Raw genomic sequence first — 18,764 nt, forward strand, 5'->3', positions numbered from 1 at the left:
TTTTGAATCAAATTTGGGAAAGTGGTAGACTGTTTCATAGGGACGCTCCTTTTTAAATTGTTTGTGTCGTAACAACAATTTTACTAAAAGGGCGTCCTTTTTTGTAGTTTTTTAATGGATTTAATTGGTTAATCAACACTCTTGTGGGAAACCAACAATTGTTGATCTTGAGCAAGTGGTAAAGGAGCTATGGCTTGCCCCTGAACGTGAATTTCATTATATAGCCTTAGCACTTTTAGACAAGGAAAAGAAAAAATTAACGGTCAGTCATCTGCCTTTGCTTGAATTTCTGATCACGACCAAATCGTGGTGGGATACAGTGGATCATTTAGCGAGTGGAACCGCAGGCGGAATTGGTCTTGTCTATCCTGAAGAGAGCAATCAGTTTTTTGAAAAGTGGGTTCATAGTGATCATATGTGGCTAAACCGGACGGCTCTTCTTTATCAACTGAAGTATAAAAGCGCTACCGATGTAGGTACCCTCTTTCGTTACATCAAGCTTCATCACTCTTCAAATGAATTTTTTATCCAAAAAGCAATTGGCTGGGCCTTAAGGGAGTATTCAAAAACAAACCCACAAGCAGTCAGACAATTTATTTCAGAGGAACCACTTGCCCCGTTGAGCAAAAGAGAAGGCTCGAAACATATAAATAGGCTGAATTCGCAGACAATATAGCTTTTCGCAACCATATATACCGTGAATATCATCGGTTTTGGAGCATCGTTTCGTCTGTTTTGAAGGCTATTTTCGCTAAGTTTGTTGCTTTTCATATCAGTTTATCATCTATGATTTGGCTTTGTTTCGAGCATCATTTCGTCTGTTTTTGTTGGAAACCAACAGCGAAATGGAGGATCTAGTTAAAAATCAGATGAAGCAGTAATAATATGTAGAAAAAGAGCATTAAAAAACCAAGAGCAACGGTCAACAACTGACGGTTACACTTGGCTTTTTAGGGGATAGCTCTCGCTTAAAAAATAAATATTAGGATGGAGCCAATGATCCCAGACATTGCAGCGTAATAGAGCATTGGTCCGAGGGTCATCCGAATAATCGTTCCTTCTTTCCCGACCATTCCCACTACAGAGGCAGCAGCGACGACATTGAGAACACAAACCATATTTCCGGCGTTGGCTCCAAGGACTTGTAGAGAGAGTACTAGCTGTTGATCGACGGCAATTTGATCGGCAACGCTAAATTGGAATAGTGAGAACATCATATTACTAAATGTTGCGCTTCCCGAAATAAAAGAACCAAGTGCACCAATCAGTGGAGCGACAAGCGGCCATCCGTTTCCAACTAAACCTGAAACTAAAGAAGCAAGCTCCATCGGCATACTCATTAGATCGGCTCCATTGATGCTAGAATTAATGAAAATACGTACCATTGGGACGGCTGTTCCAAGTGCAATGGCACTTCCAACCATTGTTTTGGCTGAAGTTGTAAAAGTATTTTTGACAAGTTCTCCATTCATTTTATGCAGGACAATTGTGAGTAATACAACGACTAGAAAGATTGTACCCGGTAAATAGAAGGGTGCAAAGGACGTACTGATATCCGTTCCAAGGATATTATTCCAGCCAACGGTTACGGATAACATCCATTGTTTTAAAGGAAGAATTTCTAATCGTGTCAGCACAAGGAAAAGAGCGACAAATAAGTATGGCACCCATGCGAGATAGAGTGGCATCTGTTTGGAAGTAGATGTTGATGCTTCTTTTTTAACTTGAACAGATTTTGGGAAATCCCACGTTATTTCGGGTAACAAGAACCCTTTTTTTGCAGCAGGGACGACAATAGCTAGTCCAACAAGTCCACCTATAATGGAAGGGAATTCAGGACCAAGCAATGTCGCCACTAAAAAGGCAGGAATAGTGAAGCTGAATCCGGCAAAGATAGCAAATTTCCATAGTGCAAGTCCTTCTTTCCATGAACGGTTTTCTCCAAAGAAGCGCGTAAGCATACCGACTAAGATAAGCGGAATAAAGGAACCGACAAATAGGTCGATAAAAACAGCGCTAGTAGCAACTTCTTGCAAATATCCGCTCATTGTTCCATCCCCGAGTACATCTTGTACCCCTTGAGCGACAGAAGCTCCTTCACGGAGTCCTTGATCGACACCTACAATGACCGGTGTCCCGACTGCCCCAAATGATACCGCGGAACTGTCCGCAATCAAGGCTAATGAAACAGCAGCTAGGGGAGGGAAGCCGAGCGCAACCAGAAGTGGTGCTCCGATGGCTGCTGGTGTACCAAATCCTGCGGCACCTTCAATAAATGATCCGAACAGCCAAGCAATAATGATCACTTGAACACGTCGATCGGTTGAAATGGTCGAGAAACCACTTCGAATGGAATCAAGTGCGCCACTATTCGTTAATGTATTCAAAAGTAAGATGGCACCAAAGACAATCCATAGGATGGAAAAAGCAATAATCAAACCTTCTAACGTCGCAGCGGTAATCTGTAAAACAGGAACCTTCCATACGAAGAAAGCTAATATTGCTGTCATGGCTAAACTAATTGGCATCGCCTTTGTGGCGGGTAATTTAAGGATTACTAAAAATAAGAATACAGCTAAAATGGGAGTAGAAGCTGTTAAAATTTCAATGATTGACATAACATCCACCTTTTCTCTATTAACAAGATACTTATATTATATATCCGGTTGCTCAACAGTTCACAATTTAATTATGACAGGTTTTTAACAATGTATTTCGAAAGCAAGTATAGGATAACGGCTGCAGGAGGAAAGTAAGAGGGTCATCTAAATTAGCTTTTCTTTTGTCCGTCTTATATAAACATGGTAAAATAATGAACAGGTAAAAATACGTAATTGTCAAGAAATTACACGGTTTAAGTGTTTTTTCCAAATGCACAGTTGTGTTCAAACAAAAAACATTATATCAGGAAAATGGAGGAGATAAAATGACCAGTCATACTCTTACACAATTTTTAAACACTAACTTAAATGAATTGAAGAATCAAGGGCTCTACAATGAAATTGATCCTGTGCAAGGACCGAATGGACCGATAATAACGATTGAGGGAAGAAAGCTTATTAACCTATCTTCCAATAATTATCTTGGTTTAGCAACGGACGAACGCTTGAAAGAAGTGGGAAAAAAGGCAATTGACGAATACGGAGTCGGAGCGGGTGCGGTTCGAACGATTAATGGGACCTTAGATGTCCATTTAGAATTAGAAGATACGATTGCGAAATTTAAAGGGACAGAGGCTGCTATTGCGTATCAATCAGGATTTAACTGTAATATGGCTGCGATTTCGGCTGTCATGGATAAGAATGATGCGATTCTTTCTGACGAACTCAATCATGCCTCGATTATTGATGGTTGCCGTCTTTCACGTGCAAAAGTTATCCGGGTGAAGCATTCGGATATGGACGATTTACGTGCAAAAGCAAAAGAAGCGACGGAGTCAGGTTTATATAACAAAGTAATGGTCATTACAGATGGCGTCTTTTCAATGGATGGCGATATTGCTAAACTTCCTGAGATCGTTGAAATTGCAGAGGAATTTGATTTAATTACCTATGTTGATGATGCCCATGGATCAGGTGTATTAGGGAAAGGGGCCGGAACGGTTAAGCATTTTGGTCTGTCAGACAAGGTCGATTTCCAAATGGGAACATTATCAAAAGCTATTGGTGTTGTTGGCGGTTATGTGGCCGGAAAACAAGAGTTAATTGACTGGCTAAAAGTCCGTTCACGTCCATTCCTATTCTCTACTGCCCTCACTCCAGCTGATGTGGTGGCGTGTAAACATGCGATTGAAATTCTGATGGAATCCACGGAGCTTCATGACAGGTTATGGGAGAACGGTGATTATTTGAAAAAAGGGCTGAAAGAATTAGGCTTTAACATAGGGGAAAGTGAAACGCCAATCACACCATGTATAATAGGAGACGAAAAACTAACGCAAGCCTTCTCACAACGACTGAGTGAAGAAGGTGTTTATGCTAAATCAATTGTGTTCCCAACTGTACCAAAGGGAACGGGACGTGTCCGCAACATGCCAACAGCGGCTCATTCGAAGGAAATGCTGGATACAGCCATTGGCATCTATGAAAAAGTAGGGAAAGAATTAGGAATTCTTTCTTAACATCAAGGGAGTACAGGAGGAAAGAAAATGAAAAAGATACTTGTAACGGGTGCTCTTGGTCAAATTGGTACCGAACTGATTGCAAAGCTTCGTAAGAGTTATGGAACCGACAATGTCATTGCAACGGATATCCGTGAAATCGATCATGAGGTCGTGACGGGTGGACCATTTGAACTATTGGATGTGACCGATGGTGAAAGAATGATGAAGCTTGCTAAACAATATAAAGTGGACACCGTGATTCACTTAGCTGCTCTTTTATCCGCAACAGCAGAAGCGAAGCCACTACTAGCCTGGAATTTAAATATGGGAGGGCTGGTCAATGCACTAGAAGTAGCGCGTGAGTTAAATTGTAAATTTTTCACACCAAGTTCAATTGGTGCCTTTGGACCAAGCACCCCAAAGGAGGCTACTCCGCAAGATACGATTCAACGTCCAACAACAATGTACGGTGTGAATAAAGTAGCGGGCGAATTGCTATGTGATTACTATTATCAAAAGTTTGGCGTAGATACACGCGGACTCCGTTTTCCAGGTTTAGTTTCGTATGTGGCACCACCTGGTGGGGGAACAACGGATTATGCAGTTGAAATTTACTATGAAGCATTAAGGAATGGATCGTATGAATCCTTTATCGCAGAAGGTACGAATATGGATATGATGTACATGCCCGACGCGTTAGATGCGATTGTTAGTTTAATGGAAGCAGATGCTTCAAAGTTACTTCATCGGAATGCCTTTAATGTTACAGCGATGAGCATAGCCCCGGAAGATGTTGCAGCAGAAATTCAAAAACATCTTCCTGATTTCCGCATGAGCTATAAGGTTGATCCAATTCGTCAAGCCATTGCACAAAGCTGGCCGAATTCCATTGATGCAAGTGAAGCCGCAGCTCAATGGGGCTTCAAAGCACAATATAACCTACAAAGCATGACGGCTGACATGCTCGAAAAGTTAAAACAAAAAGTGCCCGCTAATCGGCGACAAGCATAGAGCGAGGACTGACCTGAGGTGGACTTTTCCTCACGACAGTGCTTGACATATGACCTCAAGGCGTCTGGAACTAGACACAAAAACTATTTTAAGATTATTATTTTCTTACTTTTTCAAAAAGAGCAGAATATTCTGCTCTTTTTTAGGTTCTCTGTGACAAATTAACTGTTTTTTCTATAAATTTCAACAAATAATGGTATAATTTTCATAGCACATGATAAGTGGGGGATAGATCGATGAACTTAGACATGCTGGTTATGCATATGGTACCACTTTTGATAAGCACACTATTAATCAGTGTGAGTTGTTATCTGGTTTTTCAAATGGTTTTGTCTTACGGGACAAAACCTGTTCAGACCAAGACACTTAAAGTGGATGCTTTGTTGGTAGCTATTATCTTAACGATCGATGCTTTTCTCACCATGGCCTTTGTTTCCTTAGAATTATTAATGGAGCGGGCCGCCATCTTTGTACTCTCTTACTTTGGGATCACGCTGGTAGGTGTATATGCGTTAATGTGGCTATTACAGAAAAGCTATCTAAAAGCTTTTAGACATTTTCTGAACGGGATGATATTTACCACCTACACAATAATAGGAAATTTTACAAGCTTTAGCCTCCTAGGTATGGAGGTATTAGAGGTTAAAATTGAGCAAGTAGCGTTGGCAATCATTTTAATTGCAGGAGTAACCTTTCCCTTTTTTCGTTTTTTAACGCAACTTACAAGAGAATCGTCCACAAATGACTTTCAAGGACAAAAATATTTTTGGAGCGGGCTGATGGGATTTGCTATCGCAGGTCTTCCTATTTTGGTTGTAAACTCTATTTTTCCATCATCATCACTTGATTTAGGATTATTTCATAATGAAAGTGGAATCTATGTTTCCTATATGATCCAAATACTAGCCATGCTCATTATTTGGTTTATACCTGATATCTTTGCTGAAAATAAACTCCAAAAGCAAGTGAAAAACCTGAAAGAGCGAGAAGATTGGTATTACTCTTTGTTTGAAAATAACCCAATCGCCGTTTTTACGTTTAATACGCTCGGGGAAATTGTCGAAACTAACCCACATGTTTTCACATTGACTGGATATTATCAGGATCATGTTTTATCCAGATCGTTCCGCCCTTACGTCCTAAAAGAGGATTTGCCTGTGATCATTAAAAAGTTTCAGGCTGCTTTAAAAGGCCTTGGATCTGAGTTTGAATTACATATTGTTCATAAAAAAGGTCATCATATTTTAACCAAAGTGACCATTGTACCTGTGATAACAGAGGGAAAAGTGGTTGGTGCACATGCATTGGTCTATGATATTACGAAAAGTCGAGAGGCCGAAAGAAAGATAGAATATATAGCTTATCATGATGATTTAACCGGCTTACCCAACCGGCGTTATTTAGAAAATTTCGCAACAAAAGTTTTGGAGCAAGAAGACGGAAAACACGCAATTATGTTACTAGATTTAAATCGGTTTAAAATCATTAATGACACTTTAGGTCACGCATATGGAGATTTTTTATTGATAGAAATTGCTGCCCGGTTGTCAAAATGTATCGGGAAAGAAGATGTTGTTGCACGCATGAGTGGAGATGAGTTTATTATCATCCTAAAAGATGTTGAGGGGAAAATTGATATTCAACGAGTGGCAAAAAAAATCCATTGCTCTCTCCAAAATCCTGTTGTTATTAATGCGCATAATATTAATGTATCGACCTCGATTGGAATTGCCATTTCGCCTGAAGACGGTGAAGATATGATGACGCTTCTAAAAAAAGCTGATATCGCGATGTACACAGCGAAGCAAAAAGGGAATGGTGTCAGCTTCTTTTATTCATCGCATTTACATGAAAGGGTCATTAATCCAATTGAACTAGAGGAAGATATGAGACAAGCGTTAAAAAACAATGAATTTGAGTTATACTATCAACCGAAATTCTCGACTAAGAGCATTCAAATTGTTGGGTTTGAAGCGCTTGTTAGGTGGGTTCATCCTCGAAAAGGAATCATCTCGCCGAATCATTTTATCCCGTTAGCTGAAGAAACAGGTCTAATTGTGCCTCTTGGCGAGTATTTATTGAGGCAAGCTTGTTTTCAAATGAAAGCATGGGAAAAAGAAGGGATAACCGGCCTCCGGGTCTCAGTCAATGTTTCATCTCGCCAATTTCATGATGAACAATTCACGAATATTGTAGCGGATGTTTTAGAACAAACGAACCTCTCACCATGTGCTCTTGAATTAGAAGTGACAGAAAATACGACGATGGACAATGTATACAGAGCTGAGAAAATCCTCAATGAGTTGAATTCGATGGGAGTTACAATATCCATTGATGATTTCGGGGTTGAGTATAGTTCATTAAGCTATCTTCAAAAATATTCGGTAGATATCATTAAGATCGATCGAAGTTTTATTGACAAGGTCGATGAAAAATCATCGAACCAGGCAATTGTAAAAGCGATTTTAGCCATGGCCAAGCATTTTCAGATTGAAGTAGTCGCCGAAGGAGTCGAAACGGAGCAACAGTTACAATGGCTACAGCAGAACCAATGTGATTATGTTCAAGGGTTTTATTTTAGCAAGCCATTGCCAGCTGAAGAACTAAAGAATTGGTTGCTTTATCCAAAAGTAGCGGTGCATTAAATAGGGCTCTTTTCGCATCATTTTTAACCCGAAATGAAGAAAGAAAAGAGTGAATCCATCCTTTTTGGATGCTACAGCAACAAAGTATGCGAAAAGAGCCTTTCATATTCATTTTGCTATAGAGATTTGTCGCCGGCGGTATGCATCTGGAAAAACCGAAAATATGTCCTGAAACGAATCTATTTAACGGGGTTTCGATACAGTAATAAAAAAGCTATCCTCTTTGCTAGAGAGAAGAAAAAGACTAATACCTATCCCTTCCTAATAACATTTTACTGGGCAGGAGATAGGCATTAGTCTTTTTCCTTCATTTTTTCGAATAACGAAGGAATACCGTGAAAAAAAACAATACCTGCAAGTACAGCGAAGAAAGTGGAATGATTAATAATATCCAGAAGGAAAAAATTTATTAAGACGATTAAAAAGAATAATCGCCAATAAAAAATGGCTTTTTTCAAAATCTCATCAACCTCCTCATGAAGTGGAAACCAGTCTGTCATAATACTACTTTTTTTCGAGTGACCTGTGAAGAGAAGGTTATCAATGGCGCGACGAAGAAGCACATGCTCACCGCCCAGAGTCCCCCAGCAAGGCCAAGACGCAAGGGGATTTCTTCAAAAAGCCATCTGGCCTAGTGATGGGCATTAAACTTCAGCGCTACTAACATGGCCCAGCTGAAAAGAAGATATGACCTTTGATTAAGCTATAGGACAAACAAATAGCTTGCCTATTTTTAGAAGGCTCTTTTCATATGCTTTGTTGCCCCAAGCACAAAGAAAAAACAGGTAGTAAGGTTTTTGAGTGATTTCTTACTTTTTATTTAGAAATCAAAGATATCTCCTTAGGAAAAGCTCTTTTCATATGCTTTGTGGCTATTTCATCTGATTTTTGATTAAATCGCCCATTTCACTGTTGATTTCCATTAAAAATAGACGGATCCAGCTGCAGTGGCTAGCGGCTCGGGGTCAAATGAAGAACCCTCCAGCGATGCAGGCATCGCCTCCGAGTTCTTCACTTGCCTGACGCCGCAGGGCAGCCACTTCCGCTTTAGGAATAGAGCACGAAGTCATACAAATCAGGGGATATATTCCTATTGAAAAGTCACCATCTTTGCGAAAACGTCCCAATAAATAGAGCCGTCTACTCTGGCAGTGATTACGTTCAAAATCCTTTGCGAAAACACTCTTATTCAAAAAAATGATTGCGATAGTGTCGCGGCGTCGTACCAGTATACTTTTTAAAGAGGGAGGAATAGTAGCTTTGGTTGCAAAATCCGAATAAATGGGCAATATCAAGCAGACTTGATTCTGAATGATGAAGGAAGTATTTCGATTCCTCCACTTTTTTTCGATTCATAAATGAAATAAGCGACTCTCCCACATTACTCTTAAACAAACTAGATAAATAGTTTGGGTGTACTTGGACATGCTTGGCAATATCTTCGAGAGACATACTAGTTAAAATATGTTCTTTGATATAAGTAAGGGCTTTATTGACCACTGGATGATAAGCAGGTCGCATTTGCCCTTTGACCGTCTTTATAAAGGAGTCAAGCATCTCGTATTCTAATGCTTGTAATGAAGAAAGAGTTGTTAAATTTTCAATTTCTCCAATATAGACATCACTTAAATGAAAGGCATCTTCTGGTACGACTCCACCTGTTATGGCTGCACGAGTAAATAATGTGCATGTGCAAATAAGTGAGTTTTTCAAGGAACGTAATGAACGATTAGCTAAGGAAGCCCGTTCATTTGAATTGATTTCATTGAGGGTAAGGAGAGCTAGCTCCGAATCACCACGTGAAATACTATCTATTAACTTCAGTTCCAAGGAATAGGATGGGTGTGTATATAAATTTTGTTGAGACGAATTTCTTTTTTGGAGAAACTTTTTCACTACGGTAGGAGGAATCGAGCTTAGTTTCAAAATTTCACCAACTTATCATTGAATTTTAATAAAATAATGAAAATCTTAATATTATTTTAAACAGATTATCGGTACACTTCAAGTAATAAATGGAAGTGGATAAAGGTAGACATTTTTTTGAATTCTTCGACATACAAGGAGTGTAGCAGATGACTTGGTCAATCACCTCAAACAGTCTTAATCACGAGCAGCTATTAAATGAAGAGAGTTTATTTTTTACCGGAAATGGATATCTGGGGATTCGCGGGAATTTTGAGGAAGGTTATGATCAGAATCGAAAATCTATTCGCGGCTCGTATTTGAATGCCTTTTACGATGATGTTGAAATCACATACGGAGAGAAACTTCACGCCTTTCCAGACACTCAGCAGAAGTTATTAAATGTGATGGATACACAATCAATCCACATCTTTTTAGGGAACGGATCGGAGCGAGAAGTATTTTCGCTGTTTACCGGTGAAATTCTTGCCTATGAGCGTGCTCTCCATTTAGATCGTGGTTTAGCGCAACGAACTATCCACTGGCGTTCTCCATTAGGGAAAGAAGTCAAACTTACCTTTAAACGTCTTGTTTCCTTTGTCCATAAAGAAGTATTTTGTCAGCAGGTTACGATTGATCCTGTTACGTTTACGGGACATGTCACGATTGTGTCGACGGTCACTGGCGATGTCACGAACTATGTCAATGCAGACGATCCCCGTGTAGCATCAGGACATGCAAAACGTCTCCATGTGATAGCTAAGGAGCAAAGGAAGAACGCATCTCTCATCGAGGTCGAGACGTATCACTCCAAGTTAAAATCTGCCTCTCATACAAGTTGTACAGTATCCCTTCCATCTGAAAAAGAACAATTCGAAGAGGGGCATAAGTTAGAGACTCATTTTCATTTCTCACTAGAAAAAAAAGTGATGTTTGAAAAGAAGTCCATTTTTGTTGATACGATTAGACATGGTCAAAAGCTTCTACCACTGCTAGAAGTAAAAGCGAATCAACTAGAGGATCAGGATTTTTCAACCCTTCTAGAGAAGCAAGTGAACTATCTTCAATCTTATTGGAATCATGCGGATGTGGCGATTCAGGGGGATGAACAGCTTCAAGAAGGCATCCGGTTTAATCTCTTTCAGCTATTACAATCAGTCGGCAAGGATCGCTACTCAAATATAGCGGCAAAAGGATTATCCGGAGAAGGCTATGAGGGGCATTATTTTTGGGATACTGAAATCTATATGTTTCCTGTCTTTTTATTGACCAATCCAGAGTTAGCAAAAAATTTACTTCTATATCGCTATCATATTTTAGATGCTGCGAGAGATCGGGCAAAAGAAATGGGACACAAACAAGGGGCTCTCTTTCCGTGGCGAACGATTTCGGGAACCGAATGCTCCGCCTACTACCCAGCAGGTACAGCGCAGTATCATATTAGTGGCGATGTCGCCTATAGTTATATTCAATATTATTTAGCAACAAAGGATCTTGAGTTTATGGAGAGATACGGGGCCGAGGTATTGTTTGAAACGGCTCGCTTATGGCTGGAGGTCGGTCATTTTCATCAAGGGAACTTTCGGATTGATGCAGTAACGGGACCAGATGAGTACACATGCATCGTGAATAATAATTATTATACGAATCTATTAGCACAGCATAACTTAAAATGGGCGGTTACTATATTTGATATGATGTCGAAAGAAAAAGCTGTTTCTCAACTATGTGAGCGTCTTTCGCTTTCAGCGGAGGAGGTGTTTCAGTGGAGACAGGCAGCGGAACTCATGTATCTCCCTTTCGACGAAGAGCGGAAGATAAATCCTCAAGATGATACGTTTTTGCAAAAGAAAAAATGGGATTTTGACTCGACGCCGCAAGATAATTACCCACTGCTGCTTCATTATCATCCCTTAACTCTTTATCGCTATCAAGTATGTAAACAGGCTGACACGGTGCTCGCTCACTTTTTATTGGAAGATGCTCAAGATCAAGAGGTTCTTCACCGCTCATATGATTATTATGAAAATATCACAACCCATGATTCTTCCCTTTCATCATGCATTTTTAGTATCATGGCTAGCAAAGTCGGTTATCACGACAAAGCGTATCGTTACTTTGAAGAAACCGCTCGACTGGACTTAGATAATACCCACGGAAATACGAAGGATGGTCTTCATATGGCCAATATGGGTGGGACCTGGCTCGCCATTGTTCAAGGTTTTGGTGGATTAAGAGTCAAGGAAAGCGGTCTCTCGTTAGCGCCATCTCTACCTGAAAATTGGACAAGTTATGCTTTTTCAATCGTCTTCCAGAATCGTCATCTCCATTTTGAAGTGAGAGACGATCAAGTGAACGCAACGCTTGTAAGTGGTGACCCACTCACGATCATGCTCCATGGTGAAAAGCTAGATTTGATGTGAAAAAGGGCTGTGAACCGTTATTACTAAGAAAAATGAAAAAGGAATCAGGGCATATGTCCTGATTCCTTTTAATATTCGGTTGATTCCGGTTCAGTCTTGGAACATTTTGGACAAAATCAATCCCAAAATGAAGGATTCCATCGTTACTCAATTTAATAACAGAGACGGATTCGAAAGAGTATAATATTATGTGGTTAAAATAGTAAGTGTGCCACAACAACAATAACAGGAAGGGTAATAAGTGTACGTAATAAGAAAATAAAGAACAAGTCTAGTAAGTTCAATGGAAGCTTAGAACCTAGTATTAAACCCCCAACCTCAGATAAATAGATTAATTGCGAGACCGATAAACAGGCGATGACAAATCGAGTCAGTTCACTCTCAATTCCACTCCCAATTAAGGCGGGCAAAAACATATCAGCAAAACCAACGACAATCGTTTCAGATGCTAATGCGGCTTCAGGGATTTGCAGAAGTTCTAAAAGTGGAATGAACGGATAACCAAGATAGCCAAAGAGCGGTGTATATTCCGCAATAATAAGAGCGAATGTTCCGATGGCCATCACGATCGGAGCAACCCCTAGCCACATATCCAAAACATTTTTCGTACCATCCTTAAAGAAGTGACCGATATTTGCATTTTTACGACCTTGTTGAACGGCTTTTGAAAAACCATAGCCTAAAGCAGAGTAGCCTTTTGGAACTACTTCAGCATTTTCTTCTCCTTCTTGACCATTGTAAAAAGTAGTCGGCTTGCGTGATAGCGGCGGAATTCGCGGAAGAATTAGCGCTGCAATAAATCCAGCTAATGCAACCGTCCCGTAAAAGGGAAGAAAGTATTCAACCAAGCCGACTTCTTTAATAACGACTAAGCTAAACGTAATCGATACAACTGAAAACGTTGTGCCAATAACGGCTGCCTCTCTTTTTGTATAATAACCGTCTTCATATTGTTTATTCGTTAATAACACCCCGATGGTCCCATCGCCTAACCAAGATGCTAGGGCGTCAATAGAAGAACGACCAGGCAGAGTAAAGAGCGGTCTCATGATCCGTGTTAATAGCGCACTGAAAAGCTCTAATAATCCGAAGTTTAGGAGTAATGGTAAAAACAGTCCAGCGAATAAAAATACAGAAAAAAGAATGGAAAGTAAGCCGCCATCAGCTAATAATAATCCACCTGTATTCGGCTCCCAGACAAATTCAGGTCCTACTTCGAAAAGGGTCATAAACGCAAAAACCGCTCCGAAAACGCGAATTAAGGTCCAGACGTAAGAAACATTAAATAGATTATTTAGGAAAGGATTTTCAGTAATAAAGGTGGGCTTAAAGAGTGTTGCCCAAAGAGTACCAATTACCGTAATAAAGATGAGAATAGTCATCAAAGCTGGAATGATTGGACCGATGTTCGACTGTAAGAAATCTGAAAGGATGGCCACTGGAATGGTCCACGCTTTATCTTCATCGAGCGGATTCGGAATGGGAATCATAAAGAGAAAGATTCCGAGTAATGAAGGAAGTAAAAATTGAAGAATGTGTGTGATCGAGAACTTTGTTGTCATAATACACCTCATTTAATTATTTGATAGACTTGTATAAAAATTCATTAACACTGATTCTAACTCATATTTATACATAATGATAGAGATACGAGTTAATTTCCATTAAAGTCTTAATATATATTTTATTCTAAAAATAGATTAAATTGCAAAACCTATTGAAAGAAAAGAGGAAAATCCATACAATAGAACTATGGGATATTTTACCTAGATTTAGGGATAAAGACTTATTGAGCGGAGCTTTATTTTAAAAAGCGAGAATAAATAATTAAAATCATTTAATAGTTTTATGTCTAGCTCCATGATTCACCGGTTCGACAAGTCCGTTCTTGTCTTATGCTAATGGTAAATGAGCAGGCATCTTAGGCATTTATTTGTGTAAATGAATCTGATAAGAAGGGGAGATCATATGGAACATCATATGTTACAAATCTTTTTCTTGAAAATATGTGTCATTATTTTTTTTATCTTTGTAGCGGGAGCGATGATGCGAAATCAAAAGATGAAGAAAAATGGAAGAATCAGTTGGCTGGTTGGTGGAATTGCGGGTCTTGTTGGTTGGGAACTCGTCCAACTCTCGGCTTTATTTGATCAAACCTCAATCACTGATTTGCGTCATCTGATCGTCGTAATACTCGCTACTTATTTTGGCCCTACTGCTCCGGTCTTGGGGGCAGTCCTTCTTGCAACTGGAAATATCGTTTTTTTTAGTTTGAATATGGCAACCTTGTGGTGGTCAGGAATGATTTTATTTCTAGGTCTTGTTTTTGCGTTACTATCCAAGTGGAAAATAAACCGAATTTGGAAATTCACCTTATTCTGTATTCTCTCAGAAAGTGTGATCATCCTCTCTTTTTTATGGAGTCCTGAATTCTCTTCAGTTTCTTTCTCCCTTTTCTTAGCAAGATTTGCTTTTTTCATTATAGCAGGGATATTATTCTTCCTTATTGCTGAATATATTAAGCGAAATAACGACCTCTATCACGTGAAAATAATTGAGTCGATTACCGATCATTTAACTGGATTGCAAAACCGAAGAAGCTTGGATGAAGAAATTTCGCGAATAACCACTTCTATCAATCAGGGTGACGCGACGATATACTCCGTTTTGCTCTTTGATATTGACCATTTTAAAAAATTAAACGACTCTTATGGACATATATGTGGAGATGGCGTGCTGATTCAACTAAGTCAGCTCGTCAATGAATATACAGAAGATATGCAAAACGCTTCGTTATTTCGTTATGGAGGAGAAGAATTTTGTTTGATTGTTGAAGAGTGTTATCACAAAGAAGTCATAGCCTTAGCTGAGAATATTCGTAAAATCGTAGAGAGCACAAAATTTCAGCTTACGCCTTTGACTTCTATCTCGATTTCCATTTCAATCGGAGTTGCTTCGTATCCAGAAAGTATGGATGAAGTGGATGGCGTTATTCAAAAAGCAGACGAACATTTATATGTGGCGAAAGGTCAGGGGAGAAATTGTGTAGTGGATCATTGCGTTGTTAGAGAAGGGTTGCTAAAAACAGTGTAGTGAAACAATTGAGCTACGATGCTTGTGTGATTAATAAAAAATTCTCTTTTTTTCAGATAGTTTACAAAATTCACAAATATGTTAAGATTACTTTAAATTGGAAATTAGAGAGGTGAAACTATGAGGAATTTCCTGCGAAAAGTAATGGATAAAAGTATGCAGTTAGTATTAGCGTGCATAGGAATTATTTTAATTGGAGCACTTCCATATCTCTTAACCGAAATAGGAGAGTGGAAATTGAATTGGCAGCAATACTTTGATGCTATTGAAGAGATTATTATTGCTATATTCAATCTAGATCAATTAACCTATTACGGACTCAGGGGAGCTGAGCGCCCACTGTTTCCCTATTTATATGAACCAATTCTGTATTCCCTCACTCTTTTATTAGGGGCTTTAGTCTTAGCTGCTTGTGTAGCGCTGCTTTTAACCTATATTACTATGCTTTTTTCTGAGCGAAAACGACGGAATATTAAACTGGTATTCTATCTTCTAGAGTCTATACCAGATTTATTTATTATTATAATGTTTCAGCTTTTTGTGGTGTACTTTTACAAAAAAACGAATGTATTACTAGCGGAAATTGCGACGATTGATCAATCAAAAGCGTATTTGATGCCAGTTCTTTGTCTTGCTATTTTGCCGACCGTTCAATTCTATCGATTAAGTATGCTAACCTTTGAGAATGAAGAGAAGCAGAATTATGTTGAATTAGCACGGTCAATCGGATTTGGTAAAACGGCGATCTTCTTAAAACATATGTTTCCCAATGCGATTATTTCCGTATTCTTTCAATCGAAAAAAATCATTTGGTTTATGCTATCTAACTTATTCGTACTCGAGTTTCTCTTTAATGTTCCTGGCATTTCATGGTTTTTGATGGAAAATATGCAACCAAAAGTAGTCAGTGTGACGCTGATCGCTATTTTTCTCCCCGTATTTGTGTTGTATGCAATTGGAGAATGGCTTATAGAAAGAAAAGCAAATAAGGGAGAGGTGATGTTATGAGGCAGGCTTTAAAGCAACCTCTTTTCTTAATTGGCTTTACGATCATTTTCTTGTTTCTTGTGAGTAGTTTTATGTATACAATTATTTGGGACAATGAAGTTCGACAAGAGTTTTTCCTTCGTTCAGATGATGGAAAGATTATCGATGCGTCGCCTTACGGACCAACTGGCAGTTACATATTTGGAACGAATAAGGAGGGACGTGATCTCTTTGGCAAAGTCATTATTGGAGCAAAATACACGATACTTGCGGCGGTTGCTGTGGCAATATTGAGGATGGTGCTATCGATTCCACTAGGTTTTTTACTGGGCACTTTGTTCCGGAAGCAAAAGCGTTTTATTAATGGTTTTTCTGATTCCTTTCATTTTATTCCACTAACGATTGTAGCGGTCTACCTTTTACGGCCAATATTGATTATGCCAATGGACGGATTCGAAAATACGTTAATCGAGCGTCTTGGTATTGAAGTGTTTATATTAGCCGCCCTCTCGGTACCCATCTTAGCTACCTTGATTGGAAACGAAACCGCTATCGTGTATCAAAAAGAATATGTTCAATGCGCCAAAACAATTGGGGCAGGTAATGGTCGAATCATTAGGAAGCATATCTACCCGGCGCTCAGAGAGAAGCTTTTTGTTCTATTCGGTCAACAAATGATGCAAACCTTAATTATTTTTGCTCATCTAGGGGTATTGAAGCTATTTTTAGGAGGGACAGTGGTATCCTATGGCCTAGTGTCGGATCCTCCTCGAAGTTTAACAAATGAATGGTCGGGGTTAATCGGTGATTCGATTCACTGGATTCAGACCGCCCCTTGGATTCCTCTTGCTCCAATTTTGTGTTTTGCACTGGTAATGTTAGCGGTTGCCATGATGATAGAAGGCTATGTAATGGCCACATCAGGACGCTCTCATTATTTTGGTAAAGCAATGAAATCAACAGCTAGAGACAGAAATGAATTGACTGAAACCGAAGACAGAATTGATTTCGAATGGTTGAAAAAAACAAGCTAACAAGGCGAAGAGTGTGTTCTTCGTTTTTTTTTTTGTTATTTTCGTAAGTATTAATGCTTACGAAAACAACCCAAAGCAGACGGTAAGGTTTTTTATATAGAAAATTCCTCGTTAGGCAAAGAGCACGGCTTCCTACTCTTTGCGAAAACAGCATTAATAAATAAGCACGTTCGAGTTCCTTTCGCCTAACAAATGTATTCTACTTTTCACACGATATTATGGACTTGACTTGCACAAAAGGAAAGATGTGCATAAAACGGAAAAGTCGTGCATAAAAGGGGAAAAGTCGTGCGCAAAAGGAAAGATGTGCACAACCGGTTAAAACATAAAAAAATTTTTCACAATATCGTGGACTTGACTCAAAAAAAATCCAAAAGCTGAATTTTGCTCAATACGAGCCACAAACTGCAGGATAGGAGCCTTTGGGTTGATCTTAGTGTAAGAGGAGTAGAGGATTCTCCTCGTTTTTTGGAGCAAACTTTGAGATAGTGCACTAGCTATATCGTCTCATTATTTCATATTGATTGTCTTTACCTGATAACTTCCATTAGAATAAAGAGGAATAAACTAATAAAGAGGTGCCATGAAATGATTCGTTGTATTGCATCCGATATGGATGGAACGTTATTAAACCATGAACTACAAGTGAGTGAGCACAATAAAAACGCCATCGAAAAGGCACAGAAACAAGGAATTGAAGTGATTGTTGCAACGGGGCGTTCTTATGAAGAAGCACGATATGCTCTAGAAGAAGTAAATTTATCGCTGCCGATTATTTGTTCCAATGGGGCGGAAATTAGAAGTAAGGACGGATTGGTTCTCTATTCTGAAAGCATGAGTGGTGAAAAAGCAGCACATATCGCCAGTACATTAAATGAGCTAGGCATCTACTTTGAATTGTATACGAGTACAGGAACGTATTCAGAGAGTTATGAAAAAGGTATCGATATCATCGTAGATATTTATCAAACGGCTAATCCAGAGGTACCGGTTGAGCTTATCCGTGATGGAGCAGAAAATCGGTTTAAAAATGGCTTAATTCAAGTGGTTGACGACTATAAGCAGTTGTTTCAAGATGAATCCATTCATATTCATAAATTTCTAGCTTTCTCTATGCAAGCAGCGAAATTGAAAGTGGCAAATGAGCAGCTGGCCACTATTACTGATATTGCTATTAGCTCATCAGGTAGTGAGAATATTGAAATCACATCAGCACATGCTCAAAAAGGCATTGCTCTTGAGCAGTACACCAAAGAACGCGGTATTTCACTGCAAGAGTGCATGGCGATTGGAGACAATTTTAATGATGTTTCAATGTTAGAAAAAGTCGGACACCCAGTTGTGATGGCCAATGGACATGAAGATATCAAAATGCGCTTTCCAGTCCATACGACATCTAACCGTGAGAGCGGTGTTGGGACAGCGATCGATAAAGTAGTAGGAACTCTTTCACGTCGATAATAGATAGCATAATTGTATTAAAAGGCTGTTTTCGCAAATTTTGTTGCTTTTCGGATCAGTTTTTCATCCGTAACAGGATTCCATTTAAAATTAGACTAAAAAT

13 protein-coding genes are annotated in these 18,764 nt (G+C 39.1%); 9 read left to right on the forward strand and 4 right to left on the reverse strand.

Features of this window, described 5'->3' with window-relative positions; genetic code table 11:
- The first annotated feature begins 124 nt into the window (after positions 1–124).
- Entirely contained in the window at positions 125–676 is a 552-nt protein-coding gene (locus U8D43_RS19150; protein WP_335872767.1) for a DNA alkylation repair protein, read from the forward strand.
- 292 nt (positions 677–968) lie between these two features.
- Here the strand turns inward: U8D43_RS19150 and U8D43_RS19155 are convergent, their stop codons facing one another.
- On the reverse strand, positions 969–2,618 hold the full coding sequence (locus tag U8D43_RS19155; protein ID WP_335872768.1) for an L-lactate permease: 1,650 nt from the start codon (positions 2,616–2,618) through the stop codon (positions 969–971).
- A gap of 308 nt (positions 2,619–2,926) precedes the next feature.
- Between U8D43_RS19155 and U8D43_RS19160 the strand changes: the two genes are divergently transcribed.
- The 3 genes from U8D43_RS19160 to U8D43_RS19170 all read left to right on the forward strand — a co-directional run bounded on the left by U8D43_RS19160 (position 2,927) and on the right by U8D43_RS19170 (position 7,758).
- Positions 2,927–4,120 (forward strand): glycine C-acetyltransferase, encoded by a 1,194-nt coding sequence (locus U8D43_RS19160; RefSeq protein ID WP_335872769.1) that lies wholly within the window; start codon positions 2,927–2,929, stop codon positions 4,118–4,120.
- A gap of 27 nt (positions 4,121–4,147) precedes the next feature.
- A complete protein-coding gene (locus U8D43_RS19165) occupies positions 4,148–5,113 on the forward strand; it encodes an L-threonine 3-dehydrogenase (protein ID WP_335872770.1) in 966 nt (321 codons plus the stop codon).
- A 236-nt stretch (positions 5,114–5,349) separates the two neighbouring features.
- A complete protein-coding gene (locus tag U8D43_RS19170; protein ID WP_335872771.1) occupies positions 5,350–7,758 on the forward strand; it encodes a putative bifunctional diguanylate cyclase/phosphodiesterase in 2,409 nt (802 codons plus the stop codon).
- A 293-nt stretch (positions 7,759–8,051) separates the two neighbouring features.
- Here the strand turns inward: U8D43_RS19170 and U8D43_RS19175 are convergent, their stop codons facing one another.
- On the reverse strand, positions 8,052–8,321 hold the full coding sequence (locus U8D43_RS19175) for a hypothetical protein (protein ID WP_335872772.1): 270 nt from the start codon (positions 8,319–8,321) through the stop codon (positions 8,052–8,054).
- 622 nt (positions 8,322–8,943) lie between these two features.
- Positions 8,944–9,684, reverse strand: a complete 741-nt coding sequence (locus U8D43_RS19180) for a helix-turn-helix domain-containing protein (protein WP_335872773.1) — start codon at positions 9,682–9,684, stop codon at positions 8,944–8,946.
- A 149-nt stretch (positions 9,685–9,833) separates the two neighbouring features.
- On the opposite strand from U8D43_RS19180, the gene U8D43_RS19185 reads away from it, so the two are divergent.
- Positions 9,834–12,086 (forward strand): glycoside hydrolase family 65 protein, encoded by a 2,253-nt coding sequence (locus U8D43_RS19185; RefSeq protein ID WP_335872774.1) that lies wholly within the window; start codon positions 9,834–9,836, stop codon positions 12,084–12,086.
- A gap of 194 nt (positions 12,087–12,280) precedes the next feature.
- Here U8D43_RS19185 and U8D43_RS19190 read toward each other — a convergent pair whose 3' ends face one another.
- A complete protein-coding gene (locus U8D43_RS19190) occupies positions 12,281–13,648 on the reverse strand; it encodes a YjiH family protein (protein WP_335872775.1) in 1,368 nt (455 codons plus the stop codon).
- Positions 13,649–14,054: 406 nt separating this feature from the next.
- Between U8D43_RS19190 and U8D43_RS19195 the strand changes: the two genes are divergently transcribed.
- The 4 genes from U8D43_RS19195 to U8D43_RS19210 all read left to right on the forward strand — a co-directional run bounded on the left by U8D43_RS19195 (position 14,055) and on the right by U8D43_RS19210 (position 18,661).
- A complete protein-coding gene (locus U8D43_RS19195; protein WP_335872776.1) occupies positions 14,055–15,179 on the forward strand; it encodes a GGDEF domain-containing protein in 1,125 nt (374 codons plus the stop codon).
- Positions 15,180–15,299: 120 nt separating this feature from the next.
- The gene (locus U8D43_RS19200) at positions 15,300–16,187 is read left to right on the forward strand and encodes an ABC transporter permease subunit (RefSeq protein WP_335872777.1); all 888 of its coding nucleotides are present in this window, start codon (positions 15,300–15,302) and stop codon (positions 16,185–16,187) included.
- Positions 16,184–17,200, forward strand: a complete 1,017-nt coding sequence (locus U8D43_RS19205; RefSeq protein ID WP_335872778.1) for an ABC transporter permease — start codon at positions 16,184–16,186, stop codon at positions 17,198–17,200. Before U8D43_RS19200 ends, U8D43_RS19205 begins: the two co-directional genes overlap by 4 nt.
- Positions 17,201–17,788: 588 nt before the next feature.
- The gene (locus tag U8D43_RS19210; RefSeq protein ID WP_335872779.1) at positions 17,789–18,661 is read left to right on the forward strand and encodes a Cof-type HAD-IIB family hydrolase; all 873 of its coding nucleotides are present in this window, start codon (positions 17,789–17,791) and stop codon (positions 18,659–18,661) included.
- Positions 18,662–18,764 lie beyond the last annotated feature (103 nt).

Origin of the sequence: Bacillus sp. 2205SS5-2, assembly GCF_037024155.1 — a bacterium.
GTDB lineage: Bacteria > Bacillota > Bacilli > Bacillales > Bacillaceae_K > Bacillus_CI.

What these genes read in the sequence shown, in the direction of transcription:
- U8D43_RS19155 (WP_335872768.1), bottom strand. Translation starts at nt 2,618, where the DNA reads ATGTCAATCATTGAAATTTTAACAGCTTCTACTCCCATTTTAGCTGTA.
- U8D43_RS19160 (WP_335872769.1), top strand. Translation starts at nt 2,927, where the DNA reads ATGACCAGTCATACTCTTACACAATTTTTAAACACTAACTTAAATGAA.
- U8D43_RS19165 (WP_335872770.1), top strand. Translation starts at nt 4,148, where the DNA reads ATGAAAAAGATACTTGTAACGGGTGCTCTTGGTCAAATTGGTACCGAA.
- U8D43_RS19170 (WP_335872771.1), top strand. Translation starts at nt 5,350, where the DNA reads ATGAACTTAGACATGCTGGTTATGCATATGGTACCACTTTTGATAAGC.
- U8D43_RS19185 (WP_335872774.1), top strand. Translation starts at nt 9,834, where the DNA reads ATGACTTGGTCAATCACCTCAAACAGTCTTAATCACGAGCAGCTATTA.
- U8D43_RS19190 (WP_335872775.1), bottom strand. Translation starts at nt 13,648, where the DNA reads ATGACAACAAAGTTCTCGATCACACACATTCTTCAATTTTTACTTCCT.
- U8D43_RS19195 (WP_335872776.1), top strand. Translation starts at nt 14,055, where the DNA reads ATGGAACATCATATGTTACAAATCTTTTTCTTGAAAATATGTGTCATT.
- U8D43_RS19200 (WP_335872777.1), top strand. Translation starts at nt 15,300, where the DNA reads ATGAGGAATTTCCTGCGAAAAGTAATGGATAAAAGTATGCAGTTAGTA.
- U8D43_RS19205 (WP_335872778.1), top strand. Translation starts at nt 16,184, where the DNA reads ATGAGGCAGGCTTTAAAGCAACCTCTTTTCTTAATTGGCTTTACGATC.
- U8D43_RS19210 (WP_335872779.1), top strand. Translation starts at nt 17,789, where the DNA reads ATGATTCGTTGTATTGCATCCGATATGGATGGAACGTTATTAAACCAT.